Genomic DNA, 16449 nt, shown 5'->3' with positions numbered 1-16449 from the left:
GCGGCCATGGCTTTCATTACGGGAATTCAGGTGATTCATGCGCCAGCTTCGGCCTTGAACAATGCGGGTATGCAGACAGGCAGTGCTACGGAAAATGCCGTCGTGGTCAAAGCGCTTCGCGTCAATGGCCGGAGCTATCCGTACGTATCGGCGCAGGCGTATCGGTACTGGCTGCGGCGCACGCTGGAGCAGATGCAGCCTGAAGGATGGACGGTCGCTCCCATCTTTCGGGAAAAAAAGGTAGCCTATACAGATGCCAATCCAATCGAATATGCCGATGATGATGTGTTTGGCTATATGCGGGCGCCAGGTAAAAGTATTGAAGCGGCCGACAGCCGGGCTGCCTTTGTCGATGCGACCGAGACCAAGGAGACGGTAACGCGCGTGTCGCCTTTCCGTGTTGGGACGCTGGTGGCGATGAGCGATGGTGTGGTGCAGGATTTCGGCACGATGAGTCGCCACGAAGGCGATCCGGTGCCGCATGAGCATCAGTTTTATCGCGCTTCGCTGAAGGGCATGTTCTCCATTGATCTGGGGCGAATCGGAGTATTTACCTACGAAAACCGTACGGGCTTTCTGAATCTGGACGATACGCGTCGGAAATTGGCGGAAGCGCGTGGGTTGGTGCACGACGAGAAAAACCGGGCATATCGGCTTCCGGACCACGTTCGCCTGCAGCGTATTCGGGCGCTGCTTTCGGCCATGCCGGTGGTAGATGGTGGCGCCAAGCAGGCGTTGCATTATACCGACGTGAATCCTGTCGTTGTGGTGATGGCTGTTGTGCGAGGCGGCAATAATCCGTTCTATTACGCTATTGACGGAGATCGCGAAGGACTGGCGCGTCCCGTACCGGAGGCATTTCAAGAAATTGGGGAAATCTGGGGAGACCAGATTCTGTCGCCCCTGTACATTGGCTGGGTAGAAGGGTACGCTCCTGAAGGACGTCGGCAGTTAGAAGCGATGCGAGAGACGTTGCAACAGGCGTATCCGCATGGCGTGGTGCTGGGGCATCCACGCCGGGTCTTTGCGCAGCTTGCCGACGAACTGAGTCGTCATCCGGAATGGCTGGCATGAGCGAAGAGCGTCTTGAAGCTATCAAGGTGGAGTTGGAAGGGCCGGTGGCATCGTTTCGTTATCCGCATTTTTTGATTGGCCGGCAGCCGACGTATCCGATGCCACCTCCTTCCACCATCTATGGTTTGATCAGCGCGGCGCTGGGGTATTTCCCCGATCCTCATGCGTTGCGCTTTGCCTACCGGTTTGAATGCGCCCGGCAGCGCGTCGATGACGTCGAGACCATATGGTTTGTCCAGCCCAACACCGCCACGCGGGGAGAGGCGGCGAAGAAGAATCTGGAGGCGCAGAGCAATATTCTGCCTCGTGAATGGCTGGTGCATCCGCGCCTGACGCTCTACGTAACGGGTCACGGCCTGGAGGCGCTGTACCAGGCGTTTCGCAGCCCCTCCTATATCCTGACGCTAGGGCGTTCCCAGGAGCTGGTCAGCGTGCGACGTGTTGAGCGCGTTGCGCTGCGTCCGGCTCAGAAAGGGTGGCTGACGCCAGGTTTATTTCCCGTGCACTTCCGGGAATGGGCACCGCTGGCCCCGGCCATTCACATGCCACGCTTTATCACCCCCCGCAGCCGGCGTCAGGTAGAGTGGGACTGGTTCCTGGCGCTGGACGCTCCGGTTCGGCTTACCACGGCGGTTCCAGAACTATGCTGGGCAGAGCTGTCAGATTTGTCTGAGCCGCATCTGCTTTATTTTCATGCTTTCCGTACGTCCTCATGAATGCGGAAGCTTTGCTGGCGAAAAGTCCTGCGCAGGGCGGGGAGTCACTCCCGGCACATACCCGCCAGGTCATTGAGCGATTGCGGCAACTGCGCTGGCGGATGCCATCTCTGGAAGAAGAGCTGGAGCTTCCCGGGCTTTGGGATGCGCTATTTGCAGCGGCCTGGGTGCATGACATGGGAAAGGCTGCTTGCGGATTCCAGGAAATGTTGCAGGGAGGGCCTGCCTGGGGCTATCGCCATGAGGTACTTTCGCTGGCGTTTCTTCTCTGGTTGCTGCAGCCCGGCGATTCTTGCTATCCGCTGGCTGCAGCGGCAGTAGCAGCTCATCATCGAGACTATCCTGTGCTGGCGCGCCAGTACATTGAGGTAGTAGATCCTGCGGATAGCGGAATCAGCGAGCGCTGGCAAGAGATGGATCGGGCTCGACTGGAGGCCCTGGCTCGATGGACTGCCAGCGAGTGGCCCTGCATCGTTGAGCAGGAGAACCTTTGCGTGCAGGTGCCGTCGCTGGAGGCGCTGTTGCAGGACGTGCCGGTATTGCACCGCGAGGGGCCTGAACGCATTTGCCAGGCGCTCACCTGCTATCAGCAATACTTTGAACTTCAGGCTTATCCACCACGGAGAGCGCGGCGACAGGTATGGCTGCGCCGGCGGCAAGCGCTTTTTGTGCGAGGATTAATCCTGCAGGCCGACCGCCTGGCCAGTGCGCAGGCGCCGCCGTTGCGAGCACCTCAATTGCAGGGGGTTGCCTCAGTCCTACCAGCACAGGAAACTGACTGGTATAGCCATCAGCGCAGTGCTTCCCGGCACGTAGGCTCACTGCTATTGGCGGCTCCTACCGGTAGTGGAAAGACGGAAGCAGCGTTGCTCTGGGCACATCGCCAGCTTCGGGAAGGGCGGCGAGGAGCTGTCTGCTATTTGTTGCCTTACCAGGCTAGCTTGAACGCTATGTACCGGCGTTTCGTGGAGCGCTATGGTCTGGAACGGGACGATGTCGCGTTGTTACACAGCCGAGCAGTTCAGGCAGTCTACCGGGAGCTAGTAGGGGCAGCCTCCGAGGAACAGGTAGACGCCTATCAAGCGGCGCAACGCCTGAAAGCGCTGGCCCGATTGCATCAGCAATCCGTACTGCTGGCAACCCCTTACCAGCTATTGCGGGCGGCTTTCCGGCTGCCGGGCTATGAAGGTCAGTGGGCTATGCTGCAAGGGGCGCATCTTATTGTGGATGAAATTCACGGCTACGAACCATTCCGTTTAGGTCTCCTGCTGGGGCTGTTTTCGATGTTGCAGCAGCATTTTGATGTGCGGATTGCTGTAATGACAGCCACCATGCCGTGCTGGCTTCGCACGCTGCTGGCCGGGGAACTGGACGTTACCTGGATGCAGGCCGATGCATCCCTGTACGCGCAGTTCTGCCGCCATCGTCTTTTTTTGAAGGAAGGACGATTGAGCGATGGCCCCATTCTGGAGGAGATAGTTCGGCGCGTGCAGGAGGGGGAAGCAGTACTGGTGGTGACCAATCTGGTCGTTGCAGCCCAGCAACTGGCCAGCGCCTTGGCAGAGAGACTCGGAAGCCGCTGGCCGCAGCAGTGTGATCCTGCGCATGATCCGGTGCTGCTGGTGCACAGCCGGTTTACGGCAGAGGATCGACTGCAACGAGAGGCCATATTGCAGGCCCGGGTAGATGACCGTTCTCGAAAGCAGGGGTTTGTAGTGGTGGCTACTCAGGTGGTAGAGGTCAGTCTGGATGTGGATTTTGATACGATTTATACCGATCCGGCCCCTCTGGAGGCACTGGTGCAGCGTTTTGGACGGGTAAACCGGCGCCGGCGCCATAGAGAACGTCCTGTTTTTGTGATGCGCGAGGCAATGGACTGGACCTGGCCATATCGTCAAGAGGCATTGATGCGACGCACCGTGGCGCACCTGGCCCAGTTTGATGGGGAGTTGATTGACGAAGCTATGATCAGCCAGTGGCTGGATGCGGTTTATGCGCCCGAGATTCCTGGGCTTTTAGAGCAGGTAGCACGTGGACGCCGCTCGTACGAAGAGGTAGCAGGGCCAGAGCGCCTGATAGCCTTCGAGTCGGATCCGAGCCGGGAAGATCAATTCGACGCACTGTTTGACGGGTACGAAGTATTGCCCCTTCCCTTACAGGAGGAATTTCTACGGCGCATTGAGAAGGGGGCGTACGTTGAGGCCTACGGGCTGCTTGTGCCGGTATCGCGGGGACGTTTCCATGCGTTTCGGCAACAGCATGCCCTGACGCGATTGCAGGAATATCGGGTGTGGGTGGCCGATTGTGGATATGATGCCTGCCTGGGGCTCCAGCCGGATGTTTCCGAGCTAACAGCGTACATGATATAGCATATGCAATTTTCCGTCACCGGTACGCTGGTAAACTATTTCGTGCTATGCCGGCGCAAGGTGTGGCTGGCCGTGCATGGGCTCTGGATGGAGCAGGAGTCGGAGGCTGTGGCGCTGGGGAAGCTGTTGGATGAGACGACCTACGCCGAAGAGCTGCGCCACGTGAATGTGGAGCTTGAAGGTCCGGATGGACTGCACCTGGCCGGCCGCATTGACTGGGCCGAGCTGCGCGACGGGGTGCTGCACGAGACCAAACGAAGCCCGACAGCCCTTGAGGCGCATCGCTGGCAGCTTCGCTTTTACCTGTGGCTGCTCAAGCTGCAGGGCGTGTGCCGAAAGGATGGGCAGCCGTTTGTGGGACAGCTCAATTTTCCGCGCCAGCGCCGCACCGAGACCGTCACGCTGACGGCTGCCGATGAGCAGCAGCTGGGTGAAATGGTGCGTGCTATCCGTCAGATAGCTGCACAGACCGCTCCACCACCCCGCCTCGAAAACCGCCGCTTCTGCAAAAAATGTGCATATGAGGAGTTATGTTTTGGATGAAATGGTGTCTATAATAAAGAAAGCAAGTATCCAGATGTTGATTGTCAAACTTGAGACAGTAACGCCGCTATTTTTAGCGGGCGCCGACCCTCGCGGAGCGCCCGAGTTGCGGGCAGCCTCAGTGCGAGGTGCATTGCGGTATTGGCTTCGAGCGCTCTTGGGCGGGGTTATCGGCGATCAAAACTGGGATGCTCTGCGCAAAGCTGAGGCCGCCGTTTGGGGAAGCACCAAAACCGGCGCTTCACCAGTCGTGGTGCGGATGTATGGCAAGTTGCGATCAGATTATTATCAGCCGCTATTACACAATCCTAAAAAGAAGTTCACTTTCCGGGGAATAAGTCCAGGACAGACTTTATGCCTTGAGCTTTCTCCTCGTCCCCCTTATAGAGAGGTAAGCTCTTTTGTGCTGTCTGTTACTGTCCTCTGGCTTTTACTTGGTGGTTTAGGCAAACGATCAAGACGTGGCTTTGGTACGCTCCAATTTCCAGAGGGCATACCAAGACAGCCATTTACACACGATGCTTATAAAAACATGAGTAAATTCGAGCAGACTTTGCAACAAGTTATCGAAAAAGCCCAAAATGAGGCCCAGAGCCACATAAGTACGCTTCAAATCGCTGCAGGTACACCGAATAATCTTCCTGCCTTTCCTCTTCTGCATTCCAACCATACAAAGATTCTTTTCTGCAGAAATAAGTTTTCAACTTGGGAAACAGCAATGATGGACTTTTGGAGATTACTACGGGGCGATCAATACCGGGACGATCCTGTTTTCGGTTTTGCCGGTCAGGCTGGGCGGCAAGCATCTCCTCTACATCTGCGAATCATTAAGATTGACAAGAGCTATCACCTTCTCCTGACTGCTTTTCGGAGCCGTTTCCAAAGTCGTGACCCAGATTGGAGGAAACTACAAGATTTCTTGAGAGACTGTGCTCACAGGTGGCAAGGAACGTGGATAATGGGAAAAAACATCAAATGGTGAATCGCTGGTCACAGAAAATCGTTGCCTTCCTGCACGACCCGCCGGGAAAGGCGCTGGTCCTGCGCTCGGTGTCTCATGATCCCCATGCTCAACTCGCTGAGGCGTTGCAGCAAATCGTGCTGGGGCGCCCGTCTGAGGCAGGGGAAAAGGAGCGAGCGGTAAAAGCGGACCATATCGCTTCGGCGGCTGACCGAGTAAACTTTCCTGAGCGGGCCACTGCATACTGGGACCGGGTCAACGCTATGCTCACTCATCCTCTTGCAGCAGGCACGCCACCTCAGTCTGTACCGCTACCGGCTCAAGATCTTCCGCAGCTGGACAATGAAATACAGGAAGAAGCTGGCCATCGTGTCCTCCGATCATGGATTACTCAGCTGGCTGCACAGCCCGACAGCGAAAAGCGTCTGTATTTCCACATATGGAGACTTTTGTACGCAGAACTTGCCCGGCGGACAAGCCTCAGAGGATGGGTGCGCCTGCTTCCGGCCGATACCCGCCAGCCTGATCATCCACTTGAGCAGCACCTTTCGATCACGGCAGCCATTGCGGATGCCTTGCCTGAGCCTGCGTTCTTAGTCTTTTCTATTGGGCCTGTGCAAGAATTCATCGCTGCTGCCCGGCGTACGCAGGATCTGTGGATGGGAAGCTGGCTGCTTTCCTATCTCACGTGGAGAGCGATCGAAAGCCTGGCAGAGGAATATGGCCCCGATGTGGTCGTTTTCCCTTCACTTCGCGGACAGCCCCTGTGTGACCATTGGCTACATACAACGCACAATCTTCCCTGCCGACCTTCCGAAGCTGATCTTGCCCGGCCTACATTTCCTAATAAGTTTGTAGCCCTGCTGTCCATCCAGGAAGCTGCGAGGGGGGCAGAGAAGGCAGAGAAGGCAGTTCGGGAGGAATGGAAGCAACTGAGCGAAGCACTTTATCAAGAGCTATCCGTTTGTTTTCCTGCTGATGAACAAACGCGGCAGCTGTGGGAGGCCCAAATCCAACAGCATCTGGAAGTGTACTGGGTGGTGCTGCCCTGGATTGGTGCCGATAACGCACCTGGGAAACCTCAGGCAGAGGCTGTCAAAGCAACGTATCGAGCGCTTTTGCCTCCGGATGGTTCATGGCCATTCGAAGAGATCTATCAGGTCTTGGATCAAAGTGGGCGGTATGACCCCAACTGGGGAACGGTCTATAGCCTGCTCTATGATCTTGCAGACCGCGCCTTCAATGCACGGAAAAATCTGCGCAACTTCGAGCCTGTCTGCGAAGAAGGACCGAAATGTACACTCTGCGGACAGCGTGCCGCTCTGCGCTCCAAACAACATAATGCACGCAGGTTCTGGGGGCAGACTGCTAACAGCCGGCGTGCTCAGAGAAAATATGACATCAAACCCGATGGGAAAGAGCGCCTCTGCGCCGTCTGTGCGGTGAAGCGGTTCGTCCAGCGGGAGGTTTTAGCGCAGAAGATAGGGCTCCGGAGCAGTTTTCCTTCCACAAGCGAGATTTCGGCTGCAACTTTCAAGGCACAGGTTCTGGATAATCTTGATGACACACACATCAAACAGGCTTTGCAAACCTTTTTCGATCACGTCGACCAGATTCAACTTCCTCAAACAGTCTCTGAAGATGCTATCCCCTATTTGCAGGCCAAAGCAAGGAGCCGTGGAGAACTTGCGCAAAAGCTTTTGCGCCTGGACGGCGAATATCTTTTCTCAGAGGCCTGGACGCCCAACGTTCTAGAAGAGACTATTCCTGGTATAACAGCAGAGCAAGCTCAGGAAGGCCGCCGATGCCTTAATCAGCTCTACGAGGCCATAGATATGAGGCCTAAAAAATACTACGCTGTTCTCTATATGGACGGCGATCAAATGGGCCGATGGCTCAGCGGTACGCACGAGAAGCTGGCCAGCTTCGCAAGCATTTTACATCCCGACGTTGCAAACGTTTTGCAAAACGACGCTCAATGGCAGCGAGTCTTGAACCAGAGGCGTTTCATTACGCCAGCAGTTCATGCAGCGATTTCGAGTGCACTGGCCAGCTTTTCGCTTAAACTTGTGCGCTATGTGATTGAAGAGCGCTATGCTGGTCGGGTGGTGTATGCGGGTGGGGATGATGTGCTGGCGCTTCTTCCTATGGACCATGTGCTGCCAGCCGCAAGGGAGCTCAGGGCTCTTTTCTCAGGGGAAGTCAAGGTTGGATGCAGTGACCGAAACACTGATCTACGGCAAGCCGCTTGGGAGGTGGCTTTCAAAGATGACCAGTGCACAGGATATCTGGTTTTTGATGGAGAGCCATTGCTCACAATGGGGCCAGGAGCAACGGCCTCTATTGGGGTAGCCATTGCGCATCATCTGCAGCCGCTGGATCTGGCGCTCCAGGCTGCTCGCCGCGCCGAACACCGTGCCAAACAGGTTTGGGAGCGCAATGCCCTTGCTATCGAAGTGCTCAAGCGCTCTGGCGAAGCGCTTTCTGTCGGGACAAAATGGTTTTATGACGGGGTACCCGATGCTGTTGGTGACTTTATAGCCTTTTGTGAGCTGCTTGAAAAAGAGCAACTGAGCGGTAGATTTCCTTATGCTGTGCACGCTGTGGCCCGAACGCTTTGTGGTGTACCTGAAGAAGCGCAAAAAGCAGAACTTCGGCGCCTTATTAGGCGCCAGGCTGGTGAAAGCTTGAGCCAGGAGGAGAAAAAAAGGCTGGCCGAAGATTGGTCAGATAAGCTGATGCGATTAGCGCAGGGAATGGTAGCCCAATGGCCAAAAAACGGAGGAAGAGCCATGCAAGAGATCAAAAGAATAGGACTTGAAGAGGTAGCCCAATGGCTCCTGGTGTGCTCATTCATCGTCCGGGGAGGTAAGCAATGAGCTTTGATCTTTTGATCGAGCCGCACGACGTGTTGCTCTTTCGCGACGGCAGACCCTTTACGGCGGGGGAAGATACGCGTGCACGCAGTCTCTTCCCGCCTACACCTTTTACCATACAGGGCGCAATTCGGGCACGGATGCTTTTTTCAAGCGGCGTAAGCCCGGCTGATTATGCGAGCTCAAATCCTTCGCCACAAGCCCAGCAATTGCATCAGAAAATTGGCGTGCCGGGCCAGGATTATGGGAGTCTGCGCTTGCGAGGTCCACTTCTGGTTCGCAAGAAAAGTGAGAATTGGACGCTTTACTTTCCTGCGCCAGCTGATGTACTAAAGGAAGAAGGTAGCCGCTATACGCTACTGAAGCCTTTGAAAGGTAACGAGCTTTCGTATAAGACCAATTTATCAGATAATTTGCTGCTTTCCTGGATACGAACCATTGACCGTCTTAAAGAAGCGCGTGGCTGGATTAGCGCAGAAGATTTCCAACGTTACCTGAGCGGTCAGGCGCCGCAGCGCGTGTTGTGTGAAGAAGAGTTCGTTGTCCGAGAGCCTCGTATAGGCATTGCAATAGAGCGTGGACGCCGCACCACACGGGAAGGACATCTGTATATAGCGGAGTTTTTGCGGCTCAAAGATGAGGTGGCGCTGTGGGTGCGTGTGGATGGAATAGAGCCAGGGGATTTCGGGCCCAAAAAGGGAATTATCCAGTTAGGCGGGGAGGCGCGGGCAGCCTATTACTGCCTACTGGATAACTTGCTTGATGCGATACCCGCTCCACCTGATCAGCTTCCAGAGTACTTTAAAGTTGTGCTGCTTACGCCAGCGTGGTTTAGCGGAGGCTGGCATCCAGCAAACGGAAGCTGGTCTCGGTTCTTCAACGGTTCGGTCCAACTGATTTCGGCTATTGTGCCACGCTATCAGTCAATTGGAGGAGCTTATGTGGATGACCGGCGTCGCCGCACAAACTTCCAGAAGCCTATGCGTCGTTTTGTACCTGCAGGGAGCGTGTTCTTTTTCAAATGCAACGACACCGTCACCTGGAACGGCAACCCCTTTACCGAGACGCCAGCAGGTGAAGGCGATTTCGGACAGATTGGATTCGGCTTCTGTGCAATTGGTTCGTGGAATTACGCCTGAAGGAGGTCGCCATGTTTGACAAAAGCGCGATCCTGTTTTGCTACACCGAGACCCCGCTCCATGCGGGCAGTGGAACGAGTCTCGGCATTGTGGACTTGCCCATCCAGCGCGAGCGCGCCACGGGCTATCCGATGGTGCAAGCCTCAAGCTTAAAAGGATGCCTGCGTGACATAGCCAATCGCACCGATAAGAAAAACGTTGAAATTGTATTTGGACCCGAGCAAGATCCAAGCGCGCATGCGGGCGCTTTATCTGTAGGGGATGCACGTATACTGCTCTTCCCGGTGCGCTCTCTTGTCGGAGTGTTTGCTTGGGTGACCAGCCAGAATGTGCTGGCACGTTTTCGACGCGATGCACAGTTGGCAGAATTGAGCGTGGATTGGACCGAAACAGGGCCAGGTGCGGACAATGCCGCCTTTGTTGCACAGGATAGTATGGTTGTAGCAAATGAGAGGGTTGTGCTGGAGGAGTTTGCATTTGAGGCGCAGACGAATACAGCAGTCAAACAAATCGCAGATTGGCTTGCGCAACAGGCGTTGCCAGTCAGCGATGAGTATCGCTATTGGCGCGAGACGCTTGCCAAACGTCTGGTAATTCTGCCAGAAACGGCTTTTCGGGATTTCGTACAGTTTTCCACCGAAGTCGTTAGCCGCGTCCGTATTGATGATGTGAAAAAGACTGTAGCCCAGGGCGCGCTCTGGACCGAAGAGCACTTGCCCTCCGACACGTTGCTTTACGCGACGCTCTTTGCCAGTAAACCCAGGGTAAATAGTAATCTGTCTGAGCTTCAGGATGCACAGGCTGTTCTGAATTTTGTGAAAGGCTGCGTGGATGGTAGACGGATGCAACTAGGAGGTGACAGCACCGTCGGACGCGGGTTCGTCAAAGTGCGTCTGGTCCAACAATAAGGAGACTTGTGCTATGGCAAGCCAACAGCAAACCCTTGAACAGAAGCGGGCGCAACAAGCATGGAGAGACATTCAGAGCGTTGTCAACCGTTCTGACGATTTCAAAAAGAAATATGGCAGTCTTGCCCGTCGTGTGCCGATGCTTGTGCTCACAAACGGCCTGGGACAGACACTGGCGTTTTTGTTGTCAAAGGCAAAGTTTAAAGAGTCGAAACGCGGAGTAGACGCTGAGGCAAGCGGTGCAGTGTTCGAGCATCTGTCGGCTTGGACAATGCGCCAGATAGCCCCCGATGCAGGCAGTCAGAATCTGCTTGATTGGGTACTTCAAAGCGACAGCGCTACCTACCGCCGCGCAACGGCAGAAGCTTTAGCGTATCTCTCATGGCTCAAACGTTTTGCTGAAGCAGAACTGCCTACAGAGGGAGATTAAATCATGCGACCGCAGCGACGATTCCGAAGGGAACGGGGTGGCCGTACCTCAGGGCCACCTCGAGCGGGTGGCCCCCCGGCCGGCTCTCAAGAGGCTTACCCGCTTCCGCAGGATACGTGTGCTCTTGCCCGGTCACGGGAAGTCCAGTGCCACAATTACGGTTTGCGGCTGGATCGGCTGCTACCTTGCGATGCCCAGACGTGGGAGCTGACCAGGCGGGCTAAAGAACGATTTACTAGCCCGGTGAATGGGAGAAAAGTTCTGAGATTTACGCAATCGGATCTTTCCCATCTTATCAATGCTTATGCAGTTCGGTGGAAAGCCATGCTCGACGATTACCGTGAGCATGGGTATGAGGTGTGTTCCTTCTCGATGCACACTGCCAGTCGTGTGATCGTTGGTCTGGGTGCAGAAAGTGTGCTGGAGACAAGCATCCGCCTGCATCGCATCTACGGTTTTCCCATTATTCCTGGGAGTGCGCTTAAAGGCCTGGCTCGGTCGTTTGCAGAACTGATAGAAAACAAGAACGAAACCGACGCGACCTTTGCCGCTGTGTTTGGTAAATCTCCACCCGATGCCAGTGCTGGCCAGGTCATCTTCTTCGACGCTGTGCCTGCAGATCCAGAAAGATTGCAACTGGACTTGGACGTAATGAATCCGCATTACAGTCAATACTATCAGGGGGGCAATATTCCTCCTGCAGACTACCTGAATCCGATCCCTGTTTTCTTTCTCGCTATTGCGCCGGACAGCGAGTTTCTGTTTGCGGTTGCTTCTAGGAAGCCCAGGCTGGCTCAGCAAGCACAGAGCTGGCTTCAGGCTGGGTTGCAGGAAATGGGGGTTGGGGCAAAGACAACTGTAGGATATGGGTTATGGAAGTCACAGCAACACCAGACTATAACTGCAACGTCGGAAAGTATAGAAGAAACTCAGGCAGACTCTGAAAGAGAAAAAAAGCCAGACTATCCTGAGCCTATCGAGCGAATTACACCGAAAACTGAACGTATACCCGCACAGGTTTTAGATAATTCCCGAAATCCTATCCGAGTCAGGTTGCTTGCTAAAGGATATGAGAACGAAGTATTTGAGTGTTACGGAGTACGTAACCTTTCATCCTTTCCTCCAGGTACGTACATATGGGTTAAAATCGCAGAATTCGATAAAAAGACACAGCGCATCAGAAAAGTCAGTCTTGCAGCATTATGGCGTCCTTGAAAGCGCTCACGTTTCTTGGCACGGGTCCTTATAAGACCGTCACTTACATCTGGCATGACGGTCAAAAGTGTCAAACTCACCTGTTTCCTGAGGCAGTTGCCCGCATCTTTCGACCTGAAAAGATTCTGGTTTTTGTAACGCCGCAGGCAAGAGCGCGTGAGCATTTTCAGTCGCTCAAGGAGCGAATGGGCAATAAACTGCAACCGGAGAATATCCCTGAAGGTAGGTCTGAAGCTGAACTCTGGCAGATTTTCGATTGTGTTGCCTCTTCGGTCGATGAGGGCGATACGGTTATTCTGGACATCACCCACGCTTTTCGTTCTATCCCGATGATAGTGTTCGCCGTCGCGGCGTATTTGCGACGGACAAAAGGCGTGACCATTCGGCATATCGTGTACGGTGCCTACGAAGCCCGCGAGCCTTTTCGCGAACCGCCTCAACCTGAAGACCGGGCACCCATCTTTGACCTGACACTGCTCTTGGATTTGCTGGACTGGCTAAGTGGGACGGAGTTTATGCTGCAACGCAGCGACGCTACCTTGCTGGCTGAACGGTTAGAGAGTGTCCACCAACAGGCATGGAAAACGCGAGCAGGTGACGATTTGCCAAGGCGTCTGCAGGGAGTTGCTAAGCAGCTGCGCTCCTTTTCCCAGGCGCTACATCTGGCGCGTCCACGCAATGTGATGGATAAGGCAGCCCGCTTGCTGCCCGTTTTACAGGAGGTTGCTTCAGAAGCGGAGCGCTGGGCAAAACCCTTTGCGGTCATTCTGGAGCAAATTCACGCAGAAATCGCTCCGTTTGCTCACGATGCACCGGACCGACTGGACCGAGAAAACCTGCAAAAACAACTGGCGCTCATTGAGCACCTGGTAAAAAAAGGCCTATGGATGCAGGCAGTAACGCTCGCGCGAGAGTGGGTGGTCTCCTGGGTAGTACTCCAGAAAGGCGATGGCGATTGGCTGGACAAAAATTACCGCGAACAGCAAATTGAACGCGTGCTGGGAGCAGCGGTCCGAAAGCTTCAGCAAGAAAAGACAGAGGAAGTACCTGCATGGTTTGATAGCCTGCCTGAGCGTGAACAAGTTGTTCAGGTGTGGGATTGGCTCCTTCAGCTTCGGAACGATGTAGCGCACTGTGGGATGAGACAGCGGGCTGCCAGCATTCAGAGCATCGCGCGGCGGACCAAGGAAATACCTAAACGTTTAGAGGTGCTGATGCATAACGCTCCCGACCATGTGCTCTGCGGGGGACGAGTCGAGATCGACTTGAAGAGCCTGTATGGCGAAGTGGCCAAACTGGAGGAGCTGTCAGTTTATCTTGAGCAGGCAAAAACACTTGCAGGTGAGGGTAATGAAGTGGTGTTGACAGGCCAGGCACCTGTATGGCTGTATCTTGCCGTTGCGCATGCGCTGCACGGAAAAGTGCGACGATTGGTGTATGCCTCTCCTGTAACTGGCGAAGTATGCATCTTTGACCATTCGCCCGAATAACGTGTGCCCATGCATTACCTGGCGCTGGATATTGAGACGTGTCCGCTGCCGAAAGACGGGTATTCCGAGCAGCAGCAGGCGCGACTGGCGCGGGAAATGCACTTTCAGCGGCAACGCGAGCCGGATCTGCCGGAAGACCATCTGGCGCTTCGGGCGGCCAGCTTGCATCCGCTGCTGAGCTGGATCGTCTGCATCTCGGTCCAACGCGCCGAAGACGATCCCTCACGGCCCAACCCGCCGTACACGTACGCCGCCGAAACGCCTGAGGAAGAATGCGGCATGCTCGAGCGTTTCTGGCGGGACATCCAGCGCCTTGTCGACCGCGGCGAAAAAATCTGCTGGATCACGTTCAACGGCAAACGGTTCGACGTGCCCTTTCTGCTGGCGCGTACGCTCCACCATGGCCTGCTGCCTGTTGCCTGCGGACTGCTGGACAATTACCCGTACCGGAATTTCCCGCACTGTGATCTGTTCAGTTTATTCTGGGGCATTAATCTGGGATTGGAGGATCTGTGTGCGCTGCTGCATATCCCCAGTCCGAAAATGCATGGTGATGGAAGCCTGGTGTACCAATTGCTGAAGACCGAAGGTATCGACGGTGTGCGGCGCTATTGCGAAGCCGATGTGGAGGCGACGCTGAAGTGCTTTGCTCGGCTACTGCCACTGCTTCCTCGGGACTGCCAACCCCCTCGGTCAGAAGGAAAATGAAGCGCCCGTATTACATTTTTTCCAGCGGACGACTCCGCCGCCGGCAGAACACGCTTTTTTTTGAAAAGGCAGCCGGCAAGCGCATTCCGGATGACCAGGACGAAACAGGGGCGCCTTCGGGTACGCCTACCGGAGAACGTATCCCGTTTCCGGTTGAGCAGGTCGATAGCCTGTATTTTTTTGGCGAGGTGGATCTGAACTCCAAGCTGCTCACTTTTCTGGCACGCCACGATATCCCGGCGCACTTCTACGACTATTACGGAAACTACACCGGCACCTACATTCCCCGTGACTATTTGCACAGCGGACGATTGCGCATTGAACAGGTGCTGCACTACGTGCGGCCAAAGCGACGGCTTTATTTAGCACGGGCTATCGTGGAGGCAGCCACCTACAATCTACTCCGCGTGCTGCGCTACTACGTCAATCGCCTGGAAGGGGCTCCGCAGCAGGCGGTGGCGCAGGCTATTGCGGTTATCGGTCAGGAGCGCGCGCAGCTCAAAACCGTGGAAAAGATTCCGGAGCTCATGGGCATTGAGGGCCGCAGCCGAGATGCGTACTATGGGGCCTGGCCAGCTATTCTGGCCCATGGTCCAGGCGAGGCGTTTGCCTTTGAGAAACGCGAGCGGCGACCCCCTTCGAATGAACTAAACGCGCTCATTAGCTTTGGCAATAGTCTCTGCTATACAACAACGATTCGGCAGATTCATCGCACCGCGCTGGATCCGACTATTTCCTACCTGCATGAGCCCGGCGAGCGCCGCTTTTCGCTGGCTCTGGATCTGGCAGAGATTTTTAAGCCTATTCTGGTAGACCGGGCCATTTTTCGTCTGATAAAAACCGGACAAATTACGCCCCGACATTTTGAAGCGCGCCTGGGTGGCATTTATCTCAAAGAAGAGGGGCGGCGCATCTTTGTGCAGCACTGGGATGAGCGATTGCGCCAGACTGTGTATCATCGGCGACTGGAACGACATGTCAGCTATGAACGGCTCATTCGGCTGGAGTGTTACAAGCTGATTCGGCACCTGTTGGATCCAAAGCAGGAGCGATACCGCGGGCTGCACATGTGGTGGTAATTAAAGAAAACGGCCTGTATGTCCTTGTTCAGTGCCGAGCACGAGCCGACGATGGTAGCGCACGTCGCGCAATTCATAGAAGATGACCACATCTTCATCTGGGTTCATGAGTTGACGGGCTTCGTGATGTAATCGTCGGAATTGCGCTTCGGTCAGCTCACCTTCAAAGACAGATCGTTGGACCCAGGTCAGGTACCGACGAAAGAGCTTGAGCATTTTGCCTACGCGTCGGACGTTGACGTCATAAACAGCAATGTAGTAAGGCATCGTAACAGACTGTATTTCTTGCAAAAGGAACGGCGGAGAAGTCGTCGGCCTCCAAAATAACAAGAAAGAATCAGCAAGACAAAACGCTGATGGTCTCCAGAGCTTTGAAGTAACTTTCGGAAACGTAATGGATTATAAGAAGTCGTCGGTCTGCCAGGGTGGGAGAGGAGACCGAAGGCCGACGATCTGGATCGATTGACAATCCTTGTAAAATCGCTTATAATATACCAAAGAGGTAGGTTTTACCTTGATGTATCAGGGCTTTTAATCGCACCTATTTGGTATTGAAATTTTTCAAAAATGAAGATTATATGGTTTCATTCGAACCTTTTAATCGCACCTATTTGGTATTGAAATTCGATAATGGAATTGAAAAAGTCAATAGGTTTGAGACTTTTAATCGCACCTATTTGGTATTGAAATGTAGTCGTGCGTCAACGTCTTCATGGCTTTTGCAGGCTTTTAATCGCACCTATTTGGTATTGAAATTGATAGTAAGCCGTTCCATAGCTCCACCTATTTGTTCTTTTAATCGCACCTATTTGGTATTGAAATAACGTACTGAGAAGTACGTTCTGGCGTGTTTGGTGCTTTTAATCGCACCTATTTGGTATTGAAATGTATTTGTTCTTTGAAGATTTGATGAAGAACGGAAAGACTTTTAATCGCACCTA

The 16449-nt window shown here is 54.5% G+C and carries 14 protein-coding genes and 1 CRISPR repeat array; of the genes, 13 read left to right on the top strand and 1 reads right to left on the bottom strand.

Annotated features, from left to right (window positions below; translation table 11 throughout):
* The first annotated feature begins 6 nt into the window (after window positions 1–6).
* The 13 genes from cas7i (at window position 7) to cas1b (ending at window position 15508) form a co-directional block, all read left to right on the top strand.
* The gene (gene cas7i, locus BUA15_RS09425; protein WP_072715745.1) at window positions 7–1074 is read left to right on the top strand and encodes a type I-B CRISPR-associated protein Cas7/Cst2/DevR; all 1068 of its coding nucleotides are present in this window, start codon (window positions 7–9) and stop codon (window positions 1072–1074) included.
* Window positions 1071–1790, top strand: coding sequence for a CRISPR-associated protein Cas5 (cas5, locus tag BUA15_RS09420; RefSeq protein ID WP_178139408.1), 720 nt, complete (start codon window positions 1071–1073; stop codon window positions 1788–1790). Before cas7i ends, cas5 begins: the two co-directional genes overlap by 4 nt.
* Entirely contained in the window at window positions 1787–4159 is a 2373-nt protein-coding gene (locus BUA15_RS09415) for a CRISPR-associated helicase/endonuclease Cas3 (protein ID WP_072715743.1), read from the top strand. The genes cas5 and BUA15_RS09415 overlap by 4 nt, the downstream gene beginning before the upstream one ends.
* 3 nt (window positions 4160–4162) lie before the next feature.
* Entirely contained in the window at window positions 4163–4702 is a 540-nt protein-coding gene (gene cas4 / locus BUA15_RS09410; protein WP_072715742.1) for a CRISPR-associated protein Cas4, read from the top strand.
* Window positions 4680–5684, top strand: coding sequence for a type III-B CRISPR module RAMP protein Cmr1 (gene cmr1, locus BUA15_RS09405; protein ID WP_084660572.1), 1005 nt, complete (start codon window positions 4680–4682; stop codon window positions 5682–5684). Before cas4 ends, cmr1 begins: the two co-directional genes overlap by 23 nt.
* Window positions 5654–8542, top strand: coding sequence for a type III-B CRISPR-associated protein Cas10/Cmr2 (gene cas10 / locus BUA15_RS09400; RefSeq protein WP_143149598.1), 2889 nt, complete (start codon window positions 5654–5656; stop codon window positions 8540–8542). The genes cmr1 and cas10 overlap by 31 nt, the downstream gene beginning before the upstream one ends.
* Window positions 8539–9678 (top strand): type III-B CRISPR module-associated protein Cmr3, encoded by a 1140-nt coding sequence (gene cmr3, locus BUA15_RS09395; protein ID WP_072715739.1) that lies wholly within the window; start codon window positions 8539–8541, stop codon window positions 9676–9678. Before cas10 ends, cmr3 begins: the two co-directional genes overlap by 4 nt.
* Complete coding sequence (gene cmr4 / locus BUA15_RS09390; protein WP_218587578.1) at window positions 9663–10586, top strand: type III-B CRISPR module RAMP protein Cmr4; 924 nt, start codon at window positions 9663–9665, stop codon at window positions 10584–10586. Before cmr3 ends, cmr4 begins: the two co-directional genes overlap by 16 nt.
* A 13-nt stretch (window positions 10587–10599) precedes the next feature.
* The gene (gene cmr5 / locus BUA15_RS09385; RefSeq protein ID WP_072715737.1) at window positions 10600–11016 is read left to right on the top strand and encodes a type III-B CRISPR module-associated protein Cmr5; all 417 of its coding nucleotides are present in this window, start codon (window positions 10600–10602) and stop codon (window positions 11014–11016) included.
* Window positions 11017–11340: 324 nt separating this feature from the next.
* Window positions 11341–12231, top strand: coding sequence for a type III-B CRISPR module RAMP protein Cmr6 (gene cmr6 / locus BUA15_RS09380; RefSeq protein ID WP_072715736.1), 891 nt, complete (start codon window positions 11341–11343; stop codon window positions 12229–12231).
* Entirely contained in the window at window positions 12219–13721 is a 1503-nt protein-coding gene (csx2, locus tag BUA15_RS09375) for a TIGR02221 family CRISPR-associated protein (protein ID WP_178139407.1), read from the top strand. Before cmr6 ends, csx2 begins: the two co-directional genes overlap by 13 nt.
* Window positions 13722–13730: 9 nt before the next feature.
* Window positions 13731–14429: a ribonuclease H-like domain-containing protein gene (locus tag BUA15_RS09370; protein ID WP_072715735.1), complete on the top strand. Its 699-nt coding sequence runs from the start codon at window positions 13731–13733 to the stop codon at window positions 14427–14429.
* Complete coding sequence (cas1b, locus tag BUA15_RS09365; protein ID WP_072715734.1) at window positions 14426–15508, top strand: type I-B CRISPR-associated endonuclease Cas1b; 1083 nt, start codon at window positions 14426–14428, stop codon at window positions 15506–15508. The genes BUA15_RS09370 and cas1b overlap by 4 nt, the downstream gene beginning before the upstream one ends.
* On the opposite strand, the gene cas2 is transcribed toward cas1b, so the two are convergent.
* Complete coding sequence (gene cas2, locus BUA15_RS09360; RefSeq protein ID WP_072715733.1) at window positions 15509–15775, bottom strand: CRISPR-associated endonuclease Cas2; 267 nt, start codon at window positions 15773–15775, stop codon at window positions 15509–15511.
* A 261-nt stretch (window positions 15776–16036) separates the two neighbouring features.
* Window positions 16037–16395: direct repeats of the CRISPR family, unit length 30 nt; unit sequence CTTTTAATCGCACCTATTTGGTATTGAAAT.
* Window positions 16396–16449 lie beyond the last annotated feature (54 nt).

Origin of the sequence: Rhodothermus profundi, assembly GCF_900142415.1 — a bacterium.
GTDB lineage: Bacteria > Bacteroidota > Rhodothermia > Rhodothermales > Rhodothermaceae > Rhodothermus > Rhodothermus profundi.
The sequence above is the reverse complement of the archived record's forward strand: the minus strand, read 5'-3'. Positions and strand labels throughout refer to the sequence as shown.